The organism is Aeribacillus pallidus (assembly GCF_050478865.1).
In the GTDB taxonomy this organism is placed as follows: Bacteria; Bacillota; Bacilli; order Bacillales; family JACDOC01; genus JACDOC01.
Window position 1 is genome coordinate 1 of the sequence record NZ_JBCNBW010000052.1, and the last position, 25092, is coordinate 25092.

Below are 25092 nucleotides of genomic sequence, written 5' to 3' on the forward strand. Positions count from 1 at the left end.
CCACATTTAGTATAGAGCCAGTTTTTTAGAAAAAGTACACTTAGTGAATAAAATAAAAAACTACGAACGTATTTGTTCGTAGTTATAAAATCCACCAAACTTTTATTTTTTATAATTTTTCGCGTTATAAATAGCCGCTGCATAATCTGCACGTGTAGCTCGATCGGTTGCACGGAATAATTCTGTTTGATAAACAGTCGTTTGGTCAATTAATTTCAACAGCATAATATCTTTGTACGCCCAATAAGAAGAGGCAACATCTTTATAAGAAGAGCTAACGGCAATCGCATCTTCATTTAATTTAATTTTAAATGCACGTGAGACAATTGCTGCCATCTGTGCTCTAGTCATTTGTTCATTTGGTCGGAACGTACCATCTGGAAACCCATTAATAATTCCAGCATATTTTATGGCAGCGATGTCTTTTGCAAAAGTAGAGGAAGGGGATACGTCTTTAAAGCTTGTCGTCGTAGTTGTTGAGAACTTAAAAATTCGATTGATAATCGCGGCAGCTTGTCCTCTAGTCACTGGACTATCCGGGCGGAACTCATTGTTATTAAAGCCTAAAATAATTTCTTCTTTTGCTAACGAAATAATTGCCTTAAACGCAGGATGATCACTAGATACATCGATAAATGTTTGAAGTTCAGGAATTCTTTTACCCGTCACAAATTTTGGACCCCAGTACGAGTTATCAAGAGAAGCAATAGCAATCCCCTTACTAGAAGTTGCGCTAATAAACTTATTATCTCCTATGTATATTCCTGAATGAGAAATACCTGACTTGTATGTATTCTCAAAAAACACTAAATCTCCTGGAATTAATTCTTCTTTCTTAACAGGAATGCCTACCTTATATTGGTCAGCTGACGTGCGTGGTAGCTCGATATCAAACTGTTTATAAACAAAGTATAAAAAGCCCGAACAATCAAAACCTAATGGAGTACTTCCACCAAACAAATAAGGAACACCTATATACTTCTTTGCAAACTCAACTAGTTCTTCGTTTTTTTCCGCTGCTTGGGAAACATTTGTGAACGGGATGCATACGAACAAGAAACAAAATACGACACTTTTCCATAAAACTTTCATCTTGATCACCTCGTAGTACCATTTCCCGACAAAATCTACTTAAATTCTATCAAATTTATCGACGAGTTTACGTTACGTTTCTATTACAGAAACATTAAAAAAGGAGCGGGAATCCCACTCCTATCGTTTTAAAAAGAAATGATTTTCGGCTCGAGATAAAAATACGGAAAAGGCGTATCGAGTCATTGATTCATGAGGATGAAACGTACCATCCGGATACCCTCTCGTATATCCTGCTGTCGCAACTTTTAAAATCTGCTCATATCCTGTCACATTTTCTGTTACATCTGAGAAAGCTATATCCGAATGAATATCTTCTAGTAAATACGCATTTGCTAATAATATAGCCATTTCAGCTCGTGTAACTGGAGAGTCAGGACGAAACGTACCATCTGGGAAACCACTAATAATTCCATGATCAAAGGCAGATTGAATATATCCTGAAGCGAAGTAATTCCCTCCAACATCTTTGAAAACAGTTGGTCGCTTCTCTCCATTCAAGCCCAGTGCTCTTCCTAAAAGGGCTACGGCTTCCCCTCGTGTAATATAACTTCTAGGTTTTATGTAGTTACCTGGATAACCAGTTAAAATATTTCGTTGGTATAAATAAACTAGATTCGGGCTATACCAATCTTCTGGCTTTATATCCTTAAAGGCAGGAGAAGAAACTTGAACGGTTACTTGTTCGACACGTACTCCTCCATCTCGATCTGTGAAGGTAAATGTATAGTTATAAGTTCCTTTGACGGCATAATCTATGTAGTTTAACATGAACGCTCCTTGATAAATTATTTGTCCGTCTCGCTCTATTTTGAACGTATCATCGTTAGCTTCTTTGATAAACCGGAACGTAATCTTTCCATCACTGCTCACTTCCGGATAAACTTTTTGTCCTTCTATATTTTCTGGACGCTCATAAGTCCCTAATCCATACCCAAAAAACGAATCTCTACCAGGTTCTCCAAGATCTTGGGCCGTTTGCTGAATGATTGTGCGCAACTCTACATGGCTTAAATAAGGATAAGTTTCTTTATATAACGCAAGTAATCCGGTAATATACGGAGTAGCCATTGACGTGCCGGACATATATGTATACCCGTCAGGAGTTCCATCAGGATCCAACTCGGAAGGATATGTGCTATATATTCCGCCACCGAATGCTACCATTTCCATTTCAGGACCTGTAGCCGATTGTGGGATTTTTTTTAACGTATGATCAATCGCTCCTACGGCAATCACACTATCGTATTTAGCTGGATAGAGCACATTGTTACTATCGACGTCGACTCCTTTTCCTTCATTCCCCGCTGCTGCAACAATTAACACTCCTTGTGAATAAGCTTTATCAATGATCGCGTGTAGAGCGGGGTCATTAGATTTTGCTGATACACTTAAATTGATTATATCTATCCCATTTTCGATAGACCATTCAATCCCTTTCATTATACTAACAGTAGAACCATAGCCGGATGCATCGAGAGCTTTAACTGCGTATAGTTCTACACCTGGTGCCACTCCAAGGATACCAATATTGTTATCTTGAGCACTTATGATTCCTGCCACATGTGTACCGTGCCCATTATCATCTTCAAATCCGTTTGTACAATCAAAGCTTTCTAATACACACACACCACCTGCAATTCGTAGATCAGGGTGGTCGGTATCAACACCAGTATCAATAACGGCGACTTTTACTCCTTTTCCTGTAACACCTGTTTCCCTAGCCGTATTAATTTTCATCTCGTTATACCCTACTAATTTTACTTGGGTTAATTCAGCAGGTTTATCCTTTGTAATGGAAACGATGTCATCTCCTGTTTTTAATACTTGCAGTTGCTGTTCGGTAGCCGTAACCGTTACTGCTGGAATCAAAGAAAATGTATGATTAACTTCTACTTCAGCTTTTTGTAAAAGGGAATGGTCTACTTCCTTACTAAATAAAATAATATACGATTCGGATGACTGAGCTTTTCCGTAGATAGGAAAAAAAATAAGAGAAACAATGAAACTAGAAATGATAAGTATTAACTTGTTCATCATAACACCTTCCAAAAAAAGCAAGGAATCTAGAGACTCCTTGCTTTAATGTAATTTAGGAGACGGCTTTTCTTTTAATATATCATATAAATTTTGGACATCTAGTTTTTCATAATGATAATAATAATCTAAAATCCCTAAATAGATTGCTTTAGCTGCAATTTGACGCATTTCTGGGGACTTCAACTTTTCATTATCTTTTTTATTGTCAATAAACCCCAATTCTACTAACGCTGCAGGCATCGTGTTTTCACGTAGTACATGGAAGTTTCCTTTTTTCACTCCACGATCAGCTAGTTGCCAAGCATCCACCATTCGCTTTTGAATATATGTAGCTAATGCTTTACTTGCTTCTACATGAGGATTCGTTGCTGCAGCACTATAATAATAGGTCTCCGTTCCATTAGCCGATCCATTAAAGGCATTGGCGTGAATACTAACAAAAATATCTCCATTTTGTTCTTTTGCAAAAGCCACTCGATCACTAAGAGCTACTCTTTTATCCGTTTCGCGAGTATATTTAACTTGAAAAGGAGTTTGTTTAAAATAATCTTTCATTCTTAAAGCCACATCTAATACGACATCTTTTTCATATAGTCCAAACCCAATCGCACCTGGATCTGACCCCCCATGACCTGGGTCGATAATGATCGTTCGTTGATAAAGTTCGTCTGTTGAAATAGAAGTATCTTTTAAGAAATCAGTATGTACAAACCCTCGAGTATTATCTACTTTAATATACGCCCATTGACCGATATAGTAACCCACTTGAACCGGTTTTGACATTGGAATCGTGAGTATAACAGGAAAATTGGTCGAAGGTCCAGTACGTAAGTTTAGACCTGTAGCATGAACATAGAATGTTGTATCGAATGATACTTCTTCCCCTGGTAAGCGCAATTGCTCGTTTACCGCACGTGCTAAAAATACAGCAAAATCAGATCGCTTAATAGATTGCAACTCTCCAAAACTACCATCAGCAAATCCTTGGGCAATCCCTTTATCGATTAATAGCTTTGTAGCAGCTCGAATGGTTTCGGCATTCCATTGAAATGCACGACTTAATAATAAAGCCATTTCTCCCCTCGAGACAGGTTGCTCTGGCTTAAATGAACCATCGCTGTATCCGGTCACAATATTTAAATTGGCAGCCGCTTGTATGTAACCAGAGGCAAAATTATTTATTCCTACATCTTTAAATTCAGTTTCTTTTTGTGTGCCATCTAATGAAAGAACGCGACCAATCATGGCAGTGGCCTCTGCTCGTGTTACCGCTCGATCTGGTTGAAAATACCCTTTCGAATCCCCGTTTATAATTTTACCTTCAGCTAAATAGTAGATTTCTTTTTTTGCACGGTGAGAATCACCTACATCTTTAAACGTTAATCCATAAGTTAATGGGATATGGACACTTAAAGCTAAAAAACATGCCGCAAGTACAACTACGACCCTTTTCACCAAAAATCTCCTCTCGTCATTTTTTTACAATTTTATCATAAAGGAATGATGAAAAATATCGTGCGAACTATCTATTTTTGTAGAGATTTGTAGATGATAAAGGAAGTAATTTTCAACATTCGACGTTAAATTCATTGATAAGAGATTTCTATAATGGTATGTTATTGGCAGGATCTACTAAATGATAGGAGGACTATATGAAATACCAACTAAATGTTTGGAAGGCTCTTATACATCCACGAACTCATTTATATCAATTAGCCCAATCAGAAGTTATAGGCTCATTAAAAAGAAACACCTTCATTTTGTTGCTTTTATCACTCTCTGTTTTCTTTGTAAAAGGTATGCTTGGAATTGAACAGCATCCTATATCTAGGGAGTTAGTAACCCTGTCTATGGATGAATTTATAGAAAGAAAAACATATTTTTTTGTGGGACAAATACTTAACGGTGGATTATATCCTTTGCTATTTATTGTTCTACCGGCAATCTATTATTGGTCGCTAACCGATATAGAGTTTAAAAAGCTAATAGCCGTTCATATGATCGTATTTCCTATTTATTTGTTGCAATCAATTATCCAAGCTTTGTTATATGTGTTACCTGGATTACCTTGGTATTCTTCTCCTTTATCACTTGGAATTTTAGCACAAATACTGACAAACAACGAATTTTTCATCTATTTCTTTGGTTCGATTACTTGGTTCCAAGTTTGGATTTTCTACATACAATTCAAAGCATTAAAAGAGCTCACATCTATTAATAACAGTAAAAAGATTTTATTCATAACGGTATTTCATATAATTATCATCTTGATTCACTCGTTACTATCCTATATTGATTTTTATCAACTTGTTAAAGGATTGTGATCATGATGGCATTGAAGTTAAAGATTGTCACCATACTTATTGGTTTAACGATTGTTATTAACACAATGCTTCTTTTATGGAAAGAGGAACAAATAGAACGAATCAATTACATTTCATCCTGGACAACCGTTGAAACAAAAAACATAAAAACCACGATGCCAACTGATGGAGTTGTCGTTCCGGAAAAATTTCATCAAATTTATTTTAACGATCAATGGGGATCTTTTCATGAATTTTTAGTAAAAAAAGAGGATCAAATTCAAGTGGGGACGCCACTATTTGATTATACGGTCATCGACTACCATTCAAAAATCGATCAAGTAGAAGAAGCAATCAATCAATTAACATCTAAAAAAGAAAGCCTAGAAGAACAATTACTGAAACTAAAAGGTCTTGAAGTCTTGGACACTGAAGAAGAAGAATCGCCCAACGATGAATGGTTAAATCTACAAAAAGAAATTATACAAGTTGAACACCAAATTTCACTTGTCGAAAACGAACTAGCCATAAAAGAAGAAGAATTGCGTCAACTCGAGGCACAGAACAACATCGTTACTTTTTCAAGTCCGATAGAAGGAAAAATTGTAGACATCCAATACAACTTGGAAAACCCTATTATCACGATTGCATCTGATAATCGGTTAATAGAGGGCGTTGTTACGGAAGATCAAGTTTTAGATATCGAAGAAGGGATGAAAGTGGAAATCACCCACTCCTCTACTCGATGGGAAGGCACCATTCTTTCGGTGTCAGAATACCCAATCGATACGCCTTCTTCCAACCAGTCAAGTCAATATACCATCAAAGTCCAACCGGAAGAAGAAATTTCGCTTCCATATGGTGTTCATATGACATTACACATCATAAACCGAGAAGTCCCTGATGCGTTAGTACTTCCGAAGGCATATGTGTTAGAGAAAAACAATTCAACATATGTTTACCAACTATTATCAAATGGTACGTTGACAAAACAAACCATTCAAACGGGACTTGTGCAAGGTGACCTAGTGGAGACAATAGAAGGTGTACAACAAAGCAGTATTGTAGCAGCACCACCTAAAAAGGTGTTCCCAAATCATCCGTTTACGGTCCCACTTTCTCATGTAAAATGGAAAGCATTGAACTGGAAACAAGCAAAAGATCATTGGAATTATATATTACTAGGCCTACTTGAACATGAATAAAGAGAGTCGGTGAAACGACTCTCTTTATTCATTCCATTTTTTAAATGAATGGAAGTGCTTGGACTAATTAATTATGTCTTTTCTCCCAATGGAATAATATTCTAAAGGAAAGGTCTCTATTTCTTTTAATGAGTAACAGTTTCGACCATCAAAAATAACAGGATATTTCATAGCTTGAATGAAGGTATTAGGAGATAATTGCTTAAACTGATCCCAATCGGTTAATATAAACACCATTTCCGAATCTTTTAGAGCATCTTCAATAGAGTTAGCGTAATTAATCCGTTCTTTCCATACCGCTTTTGCCCGATTCATCGCTTTCGGGTCAAAAACGCGGATAACCGCTCCCTCTTGTAAAAGTCTATTAATCATAGTAATACTTGGGGCTTGACGTAAATCGTCCGTGTTTGGTTTAAAAGATAAGCCAAGTATGGTCACTTGTTTTCCTTGTAATGAACCAAATCGTTTTTTAGCCATTGTAATCATTTGATTACGTTGATATTGATTAATTTCTTCTACCGCTTCGAGTAATTTAGGTTGATAACCTTGGATATTTGCTTGATGGATCAGTGCCTGAATATCTTTTGGCAAACAGGATCCACCATAGCCAATACCTGCTTTTAAAAAATGAAGACCAATCCGATGATCGAGCCCCATACCATATGCTACCTCTTCCACATCTGCGCCTACCATTTGACAGATGTTGGCCATCTCGTTAATAAAACTAATTTTTGTAGCTAAAAATGCGTTAGACGCATATTTGATCATTTCAGCCGTTTCTAAATTCGTAATAACAAACTCGGTTTGTAGAGATTCATACAATTCCTTAACCCGTTTGGCTGCTTCTGGACTTTCTGAGCCGATGACAACCCGATCGGTATGGAACATATCGTATAATGCCTGTCCTTCCCGTAAAAATTCTGGATTAGAAACAACAGAAAAATCCTTTGGTTCACTCATGGCTTCTTGAATCCATTGGATCATTTTTCGGTTGGTTCCCACAGGTACCGTACTTTTTGTCACGACAATAAAATCGTTCGTTTGACAGTATTGACCAATTGCATAGGAAACTTGTTGAATATAAGACAAATCAGCGGCTCCTTCTGGAGTGGGAGGTGTGCCAACCCCTATAAAAAGAAATTCAGCCTTTCGATAGGCTTCTTTCTCGTCTGTCGTAAAAGACATCCGTTCTTCCTTCAGATGTTTCTCAATGGACTCTTGCATTCCTTTTTCATAAATATCGACAATTCCTTGTTTTAATTGCTGAATTTTATTTTGATCTATATCAACGACCTTTACTTGGTGTCCAAGGTCTGCCAAAAACACTCCTGTTGAAAGTCCAACATATCCCGCACCAACAACGGTTATCTTCTTCATCCTTTCCCCTCCCTCAAACAGGCAACTAATATTATTTTACCCCTGACTCCTAACTAGAAAGAACAGGAATTACCAAAAATTAATACAGCTTTTACAAATAAAAAACTTGTCCCAAACGGAACAAGTTTTTTATCGAATGGATGAACTAGGTTCATCTACTAAACTTTGTAACTCATTTTTTAACCATTCCATCAGTTTATCAATGGTCATGTCTTGTTCATGAGAAGCAGAATAAGCTTCTTTTAAAATATCTTCGAAAGCTTTTGATTCCTGTTCAATCTTCCATCCCATTACCCTTAGCACCTCAATTAGACGGATATTTGTCATATTATTTCTAATAATAACGTCAGACATCAAACGACTCAATGTTAATATTTAACAATCAACACGCTTAATAAATTGCAATGATCGTTATCTTATTCTTAATTCTTCAAATTGACCGCCTTAATTTCAAAAAAATGGTAGGTCCCTAAGATAAGGACTTTTATCCTACTTTATTCTAATTATTACCTGTATACATTATCTTAATTAACTGATATATTCTGATTTGGAAATATATATAATTGGGGGTCAATTCTATGAAAAAAGTAATTTCTTTCCTTTTTTCGTGTTTGCTGCTATTTGCTGCATTCGGTCAACCAGCAAATGCGACAACGTTTAGTGATATCCAAAATACATTTGCAAAAAATTATATTGAAACCCTTGGACAACAAGGAGTCATTTCCGGATTTCCTGATGGTACATATCGTCCGAACAATCCGATTAAACGCTCTGAATTTGCTAAAATGTTAGCACTAGCATTGGATCTTCCGTTAAATGAAGAAAGTGCTTCTTCTTTTACGGATGTACCTAACTGGGCAAAACCTTACGTTGGAGCACTTGTTGATGCAGAAATTACAAACGGTAAAAAGCCAGGTCAATTTGGATCTGATCTCCCTATTACTCGCCAAGAAATGATTATTATGTTCGTGCGCGCCATGGGATTTGAAGAGTTCGCTCATTTCTTATACTTACCATCTGAATTTGCAGATGAGGGCGAAATTTCAACAACGGCTTATCCATACGTTTCATTTGCCGAGCATATGGGCTTTGCTGAAGGAAACTTAGACAATGAATTTATGCCATTAGAAAATGGTACACGTGCGGCAGCCGCAAAATGGATTTACTTTTTTGTCAACGAATCTGATAAATATTTTTCAAACGCATTAACACTTATTGCCGTTAACACAGTAGATAACATTCAACAAGTAGAACTTATTGATGATTTTACTGTTGAAGTTACTTATATGGATCACACGACTGAAGAAGTTTCACTCTTCGACTTTATTATTGAAATGGGATTTAGACTTCAATACTTCGAACTTTCTTACTTCTATGGTTCAGACTGGAATACGTTCACAGACGATGAAAAAGATGAATTATTAGACTTTATCGTAATATACTGGACATCAGAATGGAGCGACTTTAATTTACTAGTTTCGGAAGAAGAAGCAATTAGCCAATTAAAAGACGGTTTAAATACACACTTTGCTAATGTAAAAAATGAAGATGATATTTTATTAGAACAAATTGAAACGATAGGTTTAGAAAATGGTATTATTGAATTAATTAATGAATAAAATAAAGTTGTTGCCTTTTCGGGCGACAACTTTTTTATTTTGGTCGGATCATAATCTCTTCTTGTATTAAGGCAATTGCTAATTGACGAGCAAAACAGCTTTGCTGGGCGCGCTTAAATAAAAAATAGAGAAGCGAGGCACGATGGCCTTCACTTCTCTATTTTTATTTAAAGCGATAATAGCCTACAAAATATTTGGACCAATACGGGTTATCAAGTTTAGTAATCGCAACTCCATTTGAGCTACTTGCATGAATAAATTGATTGTTTCCAATATAAATTCCCATGTGGGAAATGCCTTCTTTGTACGTGTTGGCAAAAAAGACTAGGTCTCCCACGTTCGGTTGATTAATTTTATAAGATTGGGCAAAATATCCTTCTGTCGTTGACCGTTGAATGCTTTTTCCAGCTTGGTTAAATACATAATAAATAAATCCGCTGCAATCAAAACCTGATGGAGAAGTTCCGCCCCATGCATAAGGAGTTCCAACGTGCTTTTTCGCTTCTTCTACTAAACGAGAAGAGAAGCTTTTGGTTGGTGTTGGAACAGATCCACTTTGGCTAGTGGTACTTGGCTTTGACACCGTTAACGTTTGACCTACTTTAATTAGATCGGAAGTTAACCCGTTCCACGCTTTTAACTGTTGAACAGTCACATTGTATTTTTTCGCAATATGGCTAAGTGTATCCCCTGGCTGAACGACATATTTGTTCGTTGATGGAGCACTTACTTTTAACGTTTGGCCTACATAAATAACGTCTGATGATAAATTGTTCCATGCTTTCAATTGTCCTACCGTAACACCAAAACGCTTCCCGATACCGCTTAATGTATCCCCTGGTTTCACGTGATACGTATTGGTTAGACTGTTGTTTGCGACCACTAACGTTTGGCCAACATAAATTCGATCAGAGTTTAATCGATTCCAAGTTTTTAATTGTTGGATGGTGACGCCAAACTTGTTCGCAATTTTATATAACGAATCACCTGAAACCACGGTATACGTCTTTCTTGTACTTGACGGAATATTCAAATTTTGATTCGCATAAATGACATTACTAGTTAGTCCATTCTCATCTTTTATCGCTTGAACGGTCGTTCCATAGTTTTTGGCAATTTTATATAACGTATCACCTGGCCGAACGGTATATGTCTGACCATAGGCTTTTCCTACAAAACTAGTAGAAACAATAGCAAAAGTCGTTAATGCTATAATTGTCTTCCTCAAGATGTCCATCCTTTCTGTCGTCGACGTTACATGTACCATTATACAGAAAATTTACGCAATACTAACTGGGAACTGGAGGTCCTTGAGGAAGATATTACTATCTGAAGCTATTTAACAAGCATCGGCTTCAATTCGCTTTTCAACCATTCAATCATTTTTTCGGGGGTCATATCCCGGTGATTTCCTCTTAAAAATGCTTGTTTTAAAACATGTTCTAATAAATCAATTTCTTTTTCACTCATATTACTTTGCATGATCGTACACCTCATGTCTGTATGATGGAATATACTGGATTTTACTAAAAAAGTAAATTTTACAAAACTTTTGTCCTACTATCTAACAAAAAGTTGACGAAAAATTCACTGAAAAATGATTCAATTACCTTATAAAAATAATACTTTTTTGGCGATATTAAAAGTGTCTTATTAGTTTTCAAGGAGGAATGAATGTGACTCGGTTTTTAACCCCCGAAGAAATGCACCGTAAACGGGAAATGAAAAAAAAGATCGTCTATGTTTCTATTTTTTCATTAATTGTTTTAATAAGCGCAGGTATTCCTTATATTTTACAATTTCTCTAAATGGCCTCATTTTTTTATTATAGTGTTCGTCGTATTCTGTCAGTTTTAGTCGGTATTTCTAATGAAAAGTCAGGGAAAGGAGAATCCCTGATTTTTTTCTGCTTTTATTTTACGTGTTTAACGCTCGTACGGTGACCCCATTCTTTACCAGCGCTTTATTGAGTTTATCGGCAAAAAGAACCGCCTTCTCCCCATCCCCATGAATACAAACCGTGTCCGCATGGATGGGAACGAGGGTCCCATCGACGGCACGAACGAAGCCGTGTCGAACGATGTGTAAGACTTGATCGATTACAAGTTGTTCGTTGGTGATAAGTGCGTTCGGTTCCGTTCGTGGTGTGAGCGTTCCATTTGGTTGGTACGTACGGTCGGCGAACACTTCGTGAGCGACTGGTAGGCCGAGTCGCTCTCCGGCTTTCGTTAATTCGCTGTTTGCTAATCCGTAAAGGATGAGGTTCGGGCTGATTTGATATACTGCTTTAGCAATCGCTTCCGCTATCTCTGAGTTTTGGGCAGCCATGTTATACAGTGCGCCGTGTGGCTTAACGTGATGAAGCTTTCCGCCGTTGGCTTGCACAAAGGCTTGGAGAGCGCCGATTTGGTAAAGAACCAGCTCATAGATTTCGGTTGGCAACATCATCATCTCTCGTCGACCGAAGCCTTGGCGATCCGGAAATCCAGGATGGGCCCCAATGGCGACATTGTGTTTGAGAGCGAGTTGGACGGTTTGGTTCATTGTTGAAAAATCGCCAGCATGAAAACCGCAGGCAATATTGGCTGACGAGATGTAGGGCATCATCTGTTCATCTACCCCAAACGAATAGCGTCCAAACCCTTCGCCCATGTCACAATTAAGATCAATCGTAGTCATGATTCTTCCTCCTTTACGTTGTTTCATAGGCTTGTTGAACGACTTTTTTCAACGATTGTAAATGGTGGTACCGTTTTTTCCGAAGCGCTTGGGCTTCTTCGATCGAAACAAATGAAAAACGAACCTGTTTTCCCGGCCGTTTTTGAGCAAGCTTTGGCAAATCAACGGTGATCACATTACCGATTTTCGGATAGCCCCCAGTTGGTTGCCGGTCGGCCATTAAAATAATTGGTTGTCCATCCGGTGGGATTTGGATTGTCCCGAATGCTGTCCCTTCTGTAATGAGCGAGTTGGTTTTTTGAATGGAGAGGGTTTCTCCTTGTAACCGATAGCCCATGCGGTCGGACTGGGGAGTAATCGTATAGGGATGTTGGGTGAACGTTTGCATCATTTCTTTGGTGAACCACTCATATTGTTTCCCTGGGATCACTCGAATCGTGGTGTCGTTTATATATAAAAATAATTGCGGACTGAGCTTCCAATCGGTCGGTGGAAGCTGCGTTGGTGGTTTGATCGGTAATACGTCTCCTGGTTTTAGCGGATGACCGTTTAGGCCGCCGAGTTGTGCTTTGACATACGTGCTTTTACTTTGGAGTACGGGTGGGATTTGGATTCCCCCTTGAATCGCTAAGTATGTACGAAAACCGTTTTGGGCTGCCTGTAAGCGGAGTTCGCTTCCGGCTTTGATATAATAGGGACGACCGAGTTCGAGTTTTTTTCCATGTAACGTCGCATTCATGTCCGCGCCGGTGAGACAAATGACAGCCGGTTCTTGGAATTTATAATTTGCCCCAATCATCGTCATTTCAATAACCGCTTCTTCTTCATCGTTTCCAACCGCAATGTTCGCGAGGCGCATCGCATAATCGTCCATTGCTCCGCCACATGGGACACCGAGCTTTTGATAACCAAATCTCCCGCTATCTTGGATTGTCGTCAACACCCCTGCTTTCGTGATGGTCACCGTCATTCGTCGTCCTCCTTAAATCCGTTGACAATTACATGGAATTCTTTTTCTGAAATCGGTTGAAAAATAATCCGGTCGCCAGGTCGAATGAGCGTCGGTTGTTCTTTTTCCGGAAAAAATAAAGACAGAGGCGTTCGCCCAATGATTTGCCAACCACCAGGAGACTCAACAGGATAAATGCCGGTTTGTTGCCCCGCAATACCGACAGAGCCAGCAGGAACCCGTGTTCTCGGAGTGGATTTACGAGGTGTAGCGATAGCTGGATCTAGCCCAAGTAAAAACGGAAACCCAGGAGAAAACCCGAGAAACGCAACCGTATATGTATGATTTGTGTGCCGTTCAATGACCTCTTCCGGTGGGAGGCCGTGGTAATGCGCGACCTCATCTAAATCTGGTCCGAACGTTCCTCCGTAACAAACAGGAATTTTAATCGTCCGGCCTTGAATAGGATGTTGCTCGGATAGTTGTTTCATGGCTTTTTGAATATAGTTTGAGACTTGAGCGAACGCTCGGTCGAAAACCTCTGGTCGGTAAAACACCGTTACCGTCGTATACGCAGGCACTGCTTCAATAAACCCTGGAAACGGCTGTTGTTCGAGCTTTTGTGCTAGCTTAATCGCTTGCTCGCTTACTTTTTCATTCATCTGGTCGCCTAACTCAACAATGACAGCCCCATCGCCTAGTGGAAAAATCATGGTGGCCACCTCCGTTTGATGGAGAAAAAAATATCCTTGCTTCAATATGTATAAAAACGAAAGTTTGATTTTGTCGAAAAACTGTAGTTTACTTGCCAGAATTCGGATTCTATTTACCGATAGGGGAAGATTCCTACCAAGTTTGACCTATATTTGCCGATACAACCATTAACTTTTTACTCACAACAAAAATACACCGACAAATTCGCCAAAAATGATCCGTTTTCCTCCCTACCTTTTGATCATATTTTCTAACTAACACAGGTATCTTTTCTTATGTTATGATGAATTAGGACATATTTTTATTGGACAGCAAGACGGTGTTTAGGGGAATCACAGGATGTTTATTCATATCATTAAACCTTTAATTGTTAACTACACGATTATCATTGCCTTTCTCGTTAGCACGAATCTTTTCTTTCCTTTGAAAAAAAGAAAGCAATATCCGTTTAACGAACAAGTGATCTATGCACTGGTTGGAACCTTAGCTGCGGTGTTATGTATGTTTTACCCGATCGAAGTGCTTGGGGACACGAACTTTGATTTCCGTATGGTGATTCTATTAGTTTTAACGCTATACCGAGGAAAATGGGTCGGTTTATTTTGCTTTTTCATCGTAACAATCATGCGGATCATCATTGGTGGAGAGTTCGTCGTTCCTGGGGTTGTGATTAATATTATTGCTTATTTATTAGGAATCGGGTTTCGAAAGCCTTTTCTAGAAGCTCGTCAAAAGGCACCTATATCTTTTGTCATTTTTATTTGTTTTACTGTTTTCTCATTAATTACTTTAGAGTTGTTTGTTCCCTTTTTAACATCATCTTTCTATATCATATACTTTTCACTCTTTTTTCCTACGATGTTTGGGTTAATTTTTACAATGGAAAAGTTAATGGAAATCAATCAACAAATAGAAGATACCTTATATGTAGAACATTTAAAAACGGTCAGTCATATGGCAGCCGCCTTTGCTCACGAAATTCGTAATCCATTAACAACGGTTCGTGGATTTATTCAATTTTTAATTACTAATAATCAACATCATCTGTTACCACAGTATTCTGATTTAATATTAGAAGAATTAAATCGAACAAATGAAATTATTTCAGATTACTTATCATTATCCAAACCAGGGAAAAATGGGCGTGAGACATTCGTCGTCGAAACGACGTTAAAAGCCATGGTCGAACTCATCAAACCAACGGCTCAAATGAAAAATATCACGATTGACCTCGATTTACCCAACGAACATCTTGTTCATGTGGAGAAAAAATTTCTAAAGCAAGCGCTATTAAATATTTTGAAAAACGCTGTAGAAGCCATTGAAAATAAAGGAACCACCGATGGTAAAATTACCGTTAAATCGATGAGCTTACCAATCCAAAAAGTAGCCATCATAATAGAAGACAACGGCATCGGACTAACCAAAGAAGAAGTAAAGAAAATTGGTCTACCGTATTACACAACTAAATCAAAAGGAACCGGCTTAGGTACATTAATCATACGTAAACTCATCCAAGACATGGGCGGCACAGTCCATTACTACAGTCAAAAAAATCAGTGGACGCGAGTAGAGATTGTGTTGCCGGTATATAAAAAGTAGATAAAAGGTGAAGTAGTTAGGAACGTTGTTTTGGGGCAGCGTTCCTTTTTATCTTTAAGGTTGAAATTTGGCTTCTTATAAAAAAAGCACCCCACAAATGTGAAGTGCTCTAGTATGTTTCACCATTATTTTACTAAGTCAAGTTCAACTGGGATGAATTCTTCAGTTTCTTCACCGTTTACGATTTTGATAGCAGTTTGAACTGCTTTTTCACCGATGAGAGCTGGTTTTTGGGCAACAGTTGCTGCCATACGCCCATCTTTAACCGCTTGGACAGCATCATCTGTAGCGTCGAAGCCAATGACAATGACATCTGTTAATCCTTGTGCTTCAAGTGCTTCTAATGCACCAAGAGCCATTTCGTCGTTATGAGCAAATACGGCTTGAATGTCAGATTGACCTTGTAAGATATTTTCCATTACCGCTAGTCCTTTTGCACGGTCAAAGTCTGCGGTTTGTTTTGCTACAACTTCAATATTGTCTACAGCGTCAATGACTTCATGAAACCCTTCTCCGCGTTCGCGAGCAGCAGAGGAACCAGGAATTCCTTCAAGTTCAACGATTTTACCGCCTTCAGGAAGAAGTTCAAGTAAATACTCTCCAGCCATTTTTCCACCAGCAACGTTATCTGATGCAATATGGGATACCACTTCTCCACCGTCTGCACTACGGTCTACCGTTACAACTGGAATGCCAGCTTGGTTGGCCGATTCAATAGCTGCTGTCACCGCACTTGAATCCGTTGGGTTTACTAAAATGACATCAACGTTTTGCTGAATTAAATCTTCAATATCGCTAATTTGCTTTGCAGAATCGTTTTGGGCATCGACAACAATTAACGTAATTCCTTCTTTTTCTGCTGCTTTTTCAGCGCCTTCTTTTAACGTCACAAAGAATGGGTTATTTAGTGTCGAAATTGATAAGCCCACTTTTACAGCCCCATCATCAGATGTTTCTTTATCACCCGATGAATTAGAACCGCTTTCTAAAGAGCAACCAATTAATAAAACCAAAGCAGTCATCAAGAAAAACAACCAACTAAATGTCTTTTTCATCCTTTTCCCTCTCCTTTAAAAGATTTTTTATCTATCAAACTTCTTTCCGGCGATCTAAAATCACCGCAAGAAGAATGACCGCACCTTTAATTACTTGTTGATAAAATGAAGATACATTTAATAAATTCAAGCCATTGTTTAACACACCAATAATTAGCGCACCAACAAATGTTCCAAATATCCAACCGCGACCACCTGATAAACTTGTTCCACCAAGTACGACTGCCGCAATAGCATCAAGTTCATACGCTGTACCTGCAGTTGGTTGAGCCGAATTTAATCGTGAAGTTAAAATAATACCAGCTAAAGCGGAGAGACCACCTGTTAAGGAATACACCCAAATCTTAATGCGGTCGACACGCAATCCGGATAATCGACTCGCTTCTTCATTCCCTCCAATCGCATACGTATGCCGACCAAATGTCGTTTTTCGTAGGACAAACATTAACAACCCGAAAATCACCAGCATTAACAAAACTGGAACTGGTATACCAAGAAAATATCCTCGGCCAATCATTTGGAAGGCAACGGAATCTGTAAAGCCTGTAATCGGACGCCCATCTGTGTAAACGAGCGTTGCCCCACGGAAAATTGTCATCGTTGCTAAAGTAGCGATAAATGGAGCCACTCGTCCTTTCGTAATAATGATGCCGTTTAATGCCCCCATTACTAGACCTGCCAATACACCTAGTAGCATAGCTAAAACAGGATCCGTTCCGCTGGCCATCATTCCGGCAGTCAACGCACTCGCCAAAGCTAAGACCGAACCGACCGATAAGTCGATACCTCCTGTTAAAATAACAAACGTCATCCCGAATGCGATTAATGCGTTAATGGATACTTGTCGTAAAATATTTAACCAGTTGTTCATCGTTAAAAAGTTGTCACTTAACACAGATAGCACGATACATAGTAAAAAGAAGCCAATTAATGGACCTAATTTTTTTATGTCTACTTTATTCATCCAACTCATACGCTCTCCCCTCCTGTCGCTGCGGCCATAATCGTTTCTTGATTTAGCTTTTCATCATTTTCTAAAATGGCTGTGACCTTTCCTTCGTGAACCACCATAATCCGGTCGCTCATTCCTAATACTTCAGGTAATTCGGATGAAATCATAATAATAGCCACACCTTCAGCAGCTAATTGATTCATAATTTCATAGATTTCTTTTTTCGCACCGACATCTACCCCTCGTGTTGGCTCGTCTAAAATTAATATCGATGGATTCATACCGAGCCATTTACCGAACACCACTTTCTGTTGGTTTCCTCCACTTAATGCTTTCACTTCAAGTTCCGGTGAAGACGTTTTAATTTTTAATTGTTCGATGAGTGACTGAGTAAACTCGTTTTCTTTTTTCGATTGAATAATTCCACCTTGTGATACTTTGTTTGTCGTTGGTAACGTTAAATTTTCACGAACGCTCATTTGCAGTACTAACCCTTTTTGCTTTCGGTCTTCTGTAATAAACGCCATTCCATGTTCAATTGCTTGCCATGGCGAAGAAACCGATACTAACTTTCCGTCTATGTACACGGAACCAGATTTCTTTTTTCTAACTCCAAATATCGTTTCCATAATCTCCGTACGCCCAGCTCCCATCAATCCAGCGACACCTAACACTTCTCCTGCCCGAACGGAAAACGAAACGTTTTCACACACACCAGGTGAAGATAACCCTTCCACACGTAGCCGTTCTTTACCTATTTTGACATTTCGTTTTGGGAATCGTTCACCAAGTTGTCGCCCAACCATCATATGTACAACCTCATCAAAATTCGTTTCCTGAATGGCTTTCGTTCCAATAAATTGACCATCGCGTAAAATGGAAATTCGGTCGCAGATTGTAAAAATTTCTTCCATCCGGTGCGAAATATAGACAATGGATACTCCATTTTCTTTTAACGAACGAATAACCTCAAACAACGTCTGAATTTCCCGCTCGGTTAACGCGGCGGTCGGTTCATCCATAATGAGACAGCGGGCATTGGTTGATAAAGCTTTTGCAATTTCAACAATTTGTTGTTTTCCGACCGATAAATTTCCAGCTATTTCACGAGGGGAGATGGAAATGCCTAATTGGTCTAAATACGTTCTCGCCGCTTCTTCCATCTCTTTTGAACGAATGACTCCCGTTTTACCAATCGTTTTTTCTCTTCCTAAAAAGATGTTTTCGGCAACGGATAACGTGGGAATGATATTGAGTTCTTGGTGGATAACTGAAATTCCGTCTTGTTCCGCTTCTTTAGGTGAACGATAATGTACCTCTTTTCCGTTCACTAGAACTGTTCCCTCATCACGTTCATAGATTCCAGTTAAAATTTTCATTAACGTAGACTTGCCAGCGCCGTTTTCTCCCATTAAGGCGTGAACTTCTCCAAGTCGCACTTCAAAATCCACACCATCTAAAACGACATGTTGATGAAACGACTTTTTAATGCCTTTCATTTCAATAAACGGTGTCGTCATTCATCTCCCCTCCTTTAATTAAAAATTCACCCCTGCATGAAGAATTACGTTTGCATATGGAGTTGCTTCTCCTGTACGAATCACAGCTTTTGCCGAATCCATCATTTGTTTAAATTCGTCATGTGGGACATACGTAATTGGTGTTTCAGCAAAACGGTCCTTTAGTTTTGTATGGATCGTCTTGTTCTGCTCTTTGATTTCTTCAGCGAGCGTAATAGACTCCACGACCATTTCATCAAGAATGGCATCAACAACTCGCAAAAACGGAGGCTCCCCTTTCACAAGTGACAAATCGATTCGTGGTACATCGCTTGGAATCGGAAGCCCACAATCAGCAATGACAATCGTATCCGTGTGTCCAAGCGAAGCAATGACCGTATTTAGTTCTTTATTTAACAGCCCTTGTTTTTTCATTGTTTAGCCTCCTGTTCCTGTAAAAATTGTTCTAATTGTTCCTGAGTTGGCATCCCCGTTTGTGCCCCTAATTGGGTGACGGATAGAGCTGCCGCAGCATTGGCAAATGCACAGGCTTCAGCTAAGCTCATTCCACGGCTGATGGCCACAGCAAAAGCACCATTAAACGTATCCCCAGCCCCAGTCGTATCAACAACATCAACAGAATAACCGGAAACTTGAACTTTTTTCCCTTGTTTGTAATATGAAACACCTGCTTTACCTTCTGTGACAATGAGTTTTTCTATAAAAGCTTCTTCCTGCGTATCTCCGAAAATTAACGGTCGTTCATGTTCATTTGGTGTGAGATAATCGACCTTTTCTAGTAAAAATAGAGGTAACGTCTGTGCTGGTGCAGGATTTAAAATCACTTTTATACCGTGTTTTTTGGCTATTTCTACAGCTTTTTCTACCGTTTCAAGAGGAATTTCTAATTGCAACACACACACATCCGCATTAGCAAATACACTTTCACATTGTTCAATATCGTTAGGAGTAATTAAATGGTTCGCTCCTGGTACGACAATAATGCGATTATCCCCTTCGCTAAGCGTAATCGATGCAACACCAGTAGATACAGATGTAACCGGTTTCACATTAGACACGTCAATGCCTTCATTTTTCAAATGAGCTAAAAGCTCCGTACCGAATGAGTCGGTTCCAACGGCGCCAATGATCTTTACTTGTGCTCCTAATCGAGCAGCCGCTACCGCTTGGTTCGCCCCTTTACCACCAGGAATGAGGTGAAACTTTTCACCAAGAATCGTTTCACCTTTTTCAGGTACTCGAGGAGACTCCGTCACTAAATCCATATTTATACTTCCAATCACGACAACGGTTGGCTGTTTCATCTCATTCACTCCCTCATCGTTGACTTCCGTTGAATTAACTGTACAGGTAACTTATGTTGCGACTGCTCAATTGACTGACCTTCAATCTTTTTTACTAAAAGGCGAGCCGCCATAGCTCCCATTTGGTAAATTGGTTGGGAGACTGTTGACAGTTCTGGCGTCGTCATTTCGGATAGTGGAATGTTATCGTAACCGATAATGGCGACGTCATTTGGAACGTCTAAATCTAGTTGTTGGGCAGCCTTTAAAGCCCCAACTGCCATAACATCATTTCCAGCAAAAATACCGTCAATACTTAATGTTTGAAGAGCATGCAACGTAACTTCTTTAGCCAATTTCAAATTGTAATCTCCTAAAAAAACGAGTTGTTCATCCCATAATCCTAGTTCTTTCATCTCATCGCGGTAGCCGTTGAACCGTTCGACTGCATTTACGACATGCAATGGTCCTTGAATGTGGGCAATTCGACGACAACCAATGTCGTATAAATGGCGAGTCGCCATACGTGCCCCTTCATAGTTATTAGCAATGACCGATGGTAACGAATGATCAAGCGGCCGGTCTAGCACAACGACTGGCACATCAATTTTAGACACTTCTCCAATCGTTAATTGATTCGTTGTTAGAATAATTCCATCCACATACCGTTGTTTTAAAATATCGATATATTCTTTTTCCTTTTCTCCTTTTTCGTCCGAATTACATAAGATAACGGTGTAGTCGTAAATATTCATCACATCTTCCACCGCACGGACAAGCTCCGGGAAAAAAGGGTTCGATATATCAGGTACAATAAGCCCAATGGTTCGGGACGTCTTTTTAAACAACGTCCGCGCCACTTCATTCGGCTTATAATTTAATTGTTCAATCGCTTGTTTCACTCGTTTTTCCGTTTCTTTATTTACATAGCCATTCTGGTTTAACACCCGTGACACTGTCGCCACAGACACCCCAGCCAATTTGGCTACATCACGTATAGTCGCCATTGATATTTCACCTACTGTCAAAAACAACGTAGCTTGTGTAACCGTTTTCTGTAACCGGTTACAGAAATTATAACTAAATTCTATTTCTCCTGCAACTAAATTATTTTTAACGGTACGAATTTTGGGTTTTCAAGTGAAATCGGTTTTAGTCTCCCATGTTGTTAAGGAAGTTTTCCGATTCTATTGTTTCTTTCTAGGAGACTTTTTTCTTAAAATTATAGATTTTCTATTCTATATGAAAAATCGTGGCAATAATTGATAAAGCTTTTATTTCCTCTAATAGATATTTCTATTTTCCGACCAGGTTCGAAATTTTTCGCCATTCGAAAATTGTGCGGGGAACCGGTATGGTGAAGGTACCCGGGAATCCATTGGAAGGCGCGCTTTCCAGAAGGAGTTCGAATGGAAAGCTTTGAGGCGGTGGTGAAGAAGTTTGAGCCGATGATCCACCGGATTATTCAATCGCTTCATATTTATAAGGACAAGGACGAGTATTTTCAAATTGGGTTGATTGGACTATGGGAGGCGTATGAGCGATTTGATCCTTCAAAGGGGAAGTTTTTTAGTTATGCGTACTCGTTTGTCTGGGGACGAATACTGGAGGAACTGAAAAAATCGAAGCGCCATGACGATCGAAATGTTTTGCCTGATACGGAATTTTGGTTGATGATAGACTCGGCAGACGTGTCGATTCAGGAAAAAGAACTGTTGCTTTCAATGAAAGAGGTGTTGTCCGAAAAGCAATTTGAGTTAGCTTGGCAATTCGTTTGCGGACTAAGTGTAAAAGAAGTTGCTGAAAAGGAGGGTGTGTCGGAATCGGCGATTAAAAAACGAAGAGCGATAATGAGGACACAGTTAGCGCGTTGGAAAGAGGAAATTTCATAGAATAATAGATTGTTTTTGATATGCGGCTGAACCGCTCGAATGGAGTTGGCGGTCAGCCGGTTTTTATTATGAATGGTTGGGGACAGATTTCCAGACACTTTTTGAAATTTTACGGACAGATTATTCGTATTTCTGTGATTGGTTTCCAGACAAATGGGCTTCATGTTCCGGACACATTCTCCTACATGACGGACAAATAGCGGCTCCAGACATACTTTATTAACAGAAAGAGGGTTACCCTAACCTCTTGTTGATCATGCTGTGAATGAGGTGAGGAAGATTGGAATGGATATTATTCTTAGGATCGGATAAATGGCAACATTTCATCGTATATGCAATCGCCGCTTTCGGGTTATCGATTTTCGTTTGCCTAATCCCCCCATGGCAAAATGGTATAAAGAAAATCATAGCGGTCTGGTTTGGATTAAATATCATTGGGTTACTCGAAGAATACCGTCAATTATGGATACCGATACGGACAGCCGAATGGATGGACGCGGCTGCTAATATCGTGGGAACAACTGCGGGTGTCAGTGTTCCGTTGCTTCTTTGTGTCATGTGGCGTGCGTTTCAAGACAAACCGATTTATTCGAAAAAGAGCATGCTGACGTGTTTGGCCCTGCTTATTTTTTTCATCGGTCCGTTGTTTTATGGGCTAGTTGTATGGAATGAGGACATTCCGATAACAAAAGTGGAGTGACACCTGCTGATTTTTGTAGGTGTCACCAGTTATTAAGCCATTTTTATCGTCTATACACTCAGGTTTGCAGGCTGGGAGCACTGGGCTTTCAGTTTTTCGCTGTTTGGCTTGCAATTCCTGCCGTTTGGCTTGCACTTCTACTCGTTCGGCTTACACTTCCTCTCGCGCGGCTTGCACTTTCACTCGTTTGGCTTGCACTTCCTCTCGCGCGGCTTGCACTTCCTCTCGTTTGGCTTGCACTTCTACTCGTTCGGCTTGCACTTCTACTCGTTCGGCTTGCACTTCCTCACGCTTGGCTTGCACTTCCTCTCGTTTGGCTTGCACTTCTACTCATTCGGCTTGCACTTCCTCTCGTTTGGCTTGCACTTCCTCACGTTCGGCTTGCACTTCCACTCGTTCGGCTTGCACTTCTACTCGTTCGGCTTGCACTTCCTCTCGCGCGGCTTGCACTTCTACTCGCGCGGCTTGCACTTCCTCTCGCGCGGCTTGCACTTCCTCTCGCGCGGCTTGCACTTCCGCCGCGCGGCTTGCACTTCCGCCGCGCGGCTTGCACTTCCTCACGCTCAGCTTGCACTTCTACTCGCTTGGCTTGCACTTTCTTACGCGCGGCTTGCACTTCTACTCGCGCGGCTTGCACTTCCTCACACTTGGCTTGCACTTCCGCCGCGCGGCTTGCACTTCCTCTCGCGCGGCTTGCACTTCCTCACACTTGGCTTGCACTTCCGCCGCGCGGCTTGCACTTCCTCTCGTTTGGCTTGCACTTCCTCTCGCGCGGCTTGCACTTCCTCTCGCGCGGCTTGCACTTCTACTCGCTTGGCTTGCACTTCCTCACACTTGGCTTGCACTTCTACTCGCTTGGCTTGCACTTCCTCTCACGCGGCTTGCACTTCCTCACACTTGGCTTGCACTTCCACTCGCTTGGCTTGCACTTCTACTCGTTCGGCTTGCACTTCCCGCCACTAAGTTGCTGTTATCCTGCTTTTTTATAGTTTGCGTACTTCGTTTTACCGTCGCCCCACTTATTACCGCCACAATGTTTTCTATTCATCAAGTGGTAAATTATATTTTGGATGGCTTTTTGACCCTGTGTATGGAAGGTTCATTGAACGTAATAATCTAGCCGTCGTCCACGGTGATTGGATATGAAGAAATTCTCGACATTCGCGGTTAGTAATAGTGGTGCTGATTAAAAGCGCGTAGTCCCTCAACGAATAGATATGGGCGTGAGGATGCTCTTTTTTACAATTAGGACATTTCCATTTATTCCGATTCGGATGTTTTGGAATCGGCAAAGTGGAGCAGCTTGGACAGTGGACTCCAGTCAAAATATCCTCTCTTGAAAGTTTGAAATAGGATACTATATCACTATTTAGTGGTGTATGTTCCTTATGAAATAACCTCGACATTTTATTCATTTCTTTTCTTGTTAATTTTTCGACTTGATGTTTTGCTTCAAAGGATTTGATCTTTTGAGACAAGTTAGATGCTCGGACAACCTTTTGGAAAATTTCTTTATGATAGGAGGAAGCTTTGATAATTGTTGAGGGGTCACTAATAACGATGAGCGACTCGATTGGAGGAACTGGTAGACGATGTAATTGGAGCCATGAAGATAACAGTGTTTGCTGCCGGTTTACTTGTGAAATGGGGTCGGGAAACCCATCTTCTTTTTCATCTTTGACACGAATGAGTTGGTGAAACGATTGGTCGAAATACAGTGTCCCTTTAATATTCTTAATTTCGAGGACTAGAATGTAAGAATGGGATAAAAGAATCGTATCAAATTGAGCATATTCATCCTCTACTGGTAACCGGAGATTATGAAAAATGTAATACCGCTCTTTCGAGACTCCTTTCAAATAATAGTCAATCGATTTTTCTCCTTCCAGTCCGGCTCGTCTTTTCAATACTTCCTGTTCAATAAGTTCACGCTTCGGATGGTCTTTCGGAAGGCGGCGTAGCAAAGCTTCATATTTTTGGAGAATGAGAGGAACATTGCGAGGTTTTTTAATCAAAAAATCACCACTCCTTTCTATGACCCTTACTATATTTCAACAAATATAAGAAAAATCCTCTTTCAATTGAAAAAGACTGCCCACCAAAGGCAGTC

Annotated in this window: 27 protein-coding genes; 7 read left to right on the plus strand and 20 right to left on the minus strand. The window is 39.7% G+C overall.

The annotated features are described in order from the left end of the window. Positions 1-102 precede the first annotated feature (102 nt). The 3 genes from ABES52_RS11525 to ABES52_RS11535 all read right to left on the minus strand — a co-directional run bounded on the left by ABES52_RS11525 (position 103) and on the right by ABES52_RS11535 (position 4587). Positions 103-1092 carry a C40 family peptidase gene (locus ABES52_RS11525; RefSeq protein ID WP_429651302.1) on the minus strand — a complete coding sequence of 330 codons (990 nt, stop codon included), beginning with the start codon at positions 1090-1092 and terminating at the stop codon, positions 103-105. A gap of 120 nt (positions 1093-1212) precedes the next feature. After that, entirely contained in the window at positions 1213-3129 is a 1917-nt protein-coding gene (locus tag ABES52_RS11530) for a S8 family peptidase (RefSeq protein WP_429651303.1), read from the minus strand. Positions 3130-3174: 45 nt separating this feature from the next. After that, positions 3175-4587: an N-acetylmuramoyl-L-alanine amidase gene (locus ABES52_RS11535; RefSeq protein ID WP_429651304.1), complete on the minus strand. Its 1413-nt coding sequence runs from the start codon at positions 4585-4587 to the stop codon at positions 3175-3177. A 197-nt stretch (positions 4588-4784) separates the two neighbouring features. On the opposite strand from ABES52_RS11535, the gene ABES52_RS11540 reads away from it, so the two are divergent. Further along, positions 4785-5456 (plus strand): hypothetical protein, encoded by a 672-nt coding sequence (locus tag ABES52_RS11540; protein ID WP_429651305.1) that lies wholly within the window; start codon positions 4785-4787, stop codon positions 5454-5456. Positions 5457-5458: 2 nt separating this feature from the next. Then, positions 5459-6640, plus strand: coding sequence for an efflux RND transporter periplasmic adaptor subunit (locus ABES52_RS11545; protein WP_429651306.1), 1182 nt, complete (start codon positions 5459-5461; stop codon positions 6638-6640). Between the two features lie 63 nt (positions 6641-6703). Here ABES52_RS11545 and ABES52_RS11550 read toward each other — a convergent pair whose 3' ends face one another. Together ABES52_RS11550 and ABES52_RS11555 are read right to left on the minus strand one after the other, a co-directional pair. Then, positions 6704-8017, minus strand: coding sequence for a UDP-glucose dehydrogenase family protein (locus tag ABES52_RS11550; RefSeq protein ID WP_429651307.1), 1314 nt, complete (start codon positions 8015-8017; stop codon positions 6704-6706). Between the two features lie 129 nt (positions 8018-8146). Further along, on the minus strand, positions 8147-8308 hold the full coding sequence (locus tag ABES52_RS11555) for a YwzD family small protein (protein ID WP_429651308.1): 162 nt from the start codon (positions 8306-8308) through the stop codon (positions 8147-8149). Between the two features lie 287 nt (positions 8309-8595). On the opposite strand from ABES52_RS11555, the gene ABES52_RS11560 reads away from it, so the two are divergent. Then, positions 8596-9636 (plus strand): S-layer homology domain-containing protein, encoded by a 1041-nt coding sequence (locus ABES52_RS11560; protein WP_429651309.1) that lies wholly within the window; start codon positions 8596-8598, stop codon positions 9634-9636. A gap of 163 nt (positions 9637-9799) precedes the next feature. Here the strand turns inward: ABES52_RS11560 and ABES52_RS11565 are convergent, their stop codons facing one another. After that, the gene (locus tag ABES52_RS11565; RefSeq protein WP_429651310.1) at positions 9800-10864 is read right to left on the minus strand and encodes a C40 family peptidase; all 1065 of its coding nucleotides are present in this window, start codon (positions 10862-10864) and stop codon (positions 9800-9802) included. A gap of 107 nt (positions 10865-10971) precedes the next feature. Beyond that, the gene (locus ABES52_RS11570) at positions 10972-11118 is read right to left on the minus strand and encodes a YwzD family small protein (protein WP_429651311.1); all 147 of its coding nucleotides are present in this window, start codon (positions 11116-11118) and stop codon (positions 10972-10974) included. A gap of 194 nt (positions 11119-11312) precedes the next feature. On the opposite strand from ABES52_RS11570, the gene ABES52_RS11575 reads away from it, so the two are divergent. After that, complete coding sequence (locus ABES52_RS11575; RefSeq protein WP_429651312.1) at positions 11313-11444, plus strand: hypothetical protein; 132 nt, start codon at positions 11313-11315, stop codon at positions 11442-11444. Positions 11445-11553: 109 nt separating this feature from the next. Here the strand turns inward: ABES52_RS11575 and ABES52_RS11580 are convergent, their stop codons facing one another. Genes ABES52_RS11580 through pxpB form a run of 3 tightly spaced genes read right to left on the minus strand, consistent with a single transcriptional unit; the run spans position 11554 to position 13977 of the window. After that, positions 11554-12315, minus strand: a complete 762-nt coding sequence (locus ABES52_RS11580) for a LamB/YcsF family protein (RefSeq protein WP_429651313.1) — start codon at positions 12313-12315, stop codon at positions 11554-11556. 13 nt (positions 12316-12328) lie between these two features. Further along, positions 12329-13285, minus strand: a complete 957-nt coding sequence (locus ABES52_RS11585) for a 5-oxoprolinase subunit C family protein (protein WP_429651314.1) — start codon at positions 13283-13285, stop codon at positions 12329-12331. After that, positions 13282-13977 carry a 5-oxoprolinase subunit PxpB gene (gene pxpB, locus ABES52_RS11590; protein ID WP_429651315.1) on the minus strand — a complete coding sequence of 232 codons (696 nt, stop codon included), beginning with the start codon at positions 13975-13977 and terminating at the stop codon, positions 13282-13284. The genes ABES52_RS11585 and pxpB overlap by 4 nt, the downstream gene beginning before the upstream one ends. A 340-nt stretch (positions 13978-14317) precedes the next feature. On the opposite strand from pxpB, the gene ABES52_RS11595 reads away from it, so the two are divergent. Then, entirely contained in the window at positions 14318-15580 is a 1263-nt protein-coding gene (locus tag ABES52_RS11595; protein ID WP_429651316.1) for an ATP-binding protein, read from the plus strand. Between the two features lie 125 nt (positions 15581-15705). On the opposite strand, the gene rbsB is transcribed toward ABES52_RS11595, so the two are convergent. From rbsB to ABES52_RS11625, 6 genes are read right to left on the minus strand one after another with little or no spacing between them, the layout of a single operon-like run. Beyond that, the gene (gene rbsB, locus ABES52_RS11600) at positions 15706-16635 is read right to left on the minus strand and encodes a ribose ABC transporter substrate-binding protein RbsB (protein WP_429651317.1); all 930 of its coding nucleotides are present in this window, start codon (positions 16633-16635) and stop codon (positions 15706-15708) included. Positions 16636-16669: 34 nt separating this feature from the next. Then, positions 16670-17608, minus strand: a complete 939-nt coding sequence (locus ABES52_RS11605) for an ABC transporter permease (protein WP_429651318.1) — start codon at positions 17606-17608, stop codon at positions 16670-16672. Next, the gene (locus ABES52_RS11610) at positions 17605-19107 is read right to left on the minus strand and encodes a sugar ABC transporter ATP-binding protein (protein ID WP_429651319.1); all 1503 of its coding nucleotides are present in this window, start codon (positions 19105-19107) and stop codon (positions 17605-17607) included. The genes ABES52_RS11605 and ABES52_RS11610 overlap by 4 nt, the downstream gene beginning before the upstream one ends. 18 nt (positions 19108-19125) lie before the next feature. Then, positions 19126-19521 carry a D-ribose pyranase gene (gene rbsD, locus ABES52_RS11615; RefSeq protein ID WP_429651320.1) on the minus strand — a complete coding sequence of 132 codons (396 nt, stop codon included), beginning with the start codon at positions 19519-19521 and terminating at the stop codon, positions 19126-19128. Further along, a complete protein-coding gene (gene rbsK / locus ABES52_RS11620; protein ID WP_429651321.1) occupies positions 19518-20411 on the minus strand; it encodes a ribokinase in 894 nt (297 codons plus the stop codon). Before rbsK ends, rbsD begins: the two co-directional genes overlap by 4 nt. A gap of 5 nt (positions 20412-20416) precedes the next feature. Further along, positions 20417-21397: a LacI family DNA-binding transcriptional regulator gene (locus ABES52_RS11625; protein WP_429651322.1), complete on the minus strand. Its 981-nt coding sequence runs from the start codon at positions 21395-21397 to the stop codon at positions 20417-20419. Positions 21398-21799: 402 nt separating this feature from the next. Between ABES52_RS11625 and ABES52_RS11630 the strand changes: the two genes are divergently transcribed. Next, on the plus strand, positions 21800-22282 hold the full coding sequence (locus ABES52_RS11630; protein WP_429651323.1) for a sigma-70 family RNA polymerase sigma factor: 483 nt from the start codon (positions 21800-21802) through the stop codon (positions 22280-22282). Positions 22283-22562: 280 nt separating this feature from the next. Then, the gene (locus ABES52_RS11635) at positions 22563-22982 is read left to right on the plus strand and encodes a VanZ family protein (RefSeq protein ID WP_429651324.1); all 420 of its coding nucleotides are present in this window, start codon (positions 22563-22565) and stop codon (positions 22980-22982) included. Between the two features lie 150 nt (positions 22983-23132). On the opposite strand, the gene ABES52_RS11640 is transcribed toward ABES52_RS11635, so the two are convergent. The 4 genes from ABES52_RS11640 to ABES52_RS11655 all read right to left on the minus strand — a co-directional run bounded on the left by ABES52_RS11640 (position 23133) and on the right by ABES52_RS11655 (position 24997). After that, a complete protein-coding gene (locus tag ABES52_RS11640; protein ID WP_429651325.1) occupies positions 23133-23306 on the minus strand; it encodes a hypothetical protein in 174 nt (57 codons plus the stop codon). 6 nt (positions 23307-23312) lie between these two features. After that, positions 23313-23543 (minus strand): hypothetical protein, encoded by a 231-nt coding sequence (locus ABES52_RS11645; protein WP_429651326.1) that lies wholly within the window; start codon positions 23541-23543, stop codon positions 23313-23315. Positions 23544-23623: 80 nt separating this feature from the next. Further along, on the minus strand, positions 23624-23848 hold the full coding sequence (locus ABES52_RS11650; RefSeq protein ID WP_429651327.1) for a hypothetical protein: 225 nt from the start codon (positions 23846-23848) through the stop codon (positions 23624-23626). Between the two features lie 174 nt (positions 23849-24022). Further along, positions 24023-24997, minus strand: coding sequence for a nuclease-related domain-containing protein (locus ABES52_RS11655; RefSeq protein ID WP_429651328.1), 975 nt, complete (start codon positions 24995-24997; stop codon positions 24023-24025). Between the last annotated feature and the right edge of the window lie 95 nt (positions 24998-25092).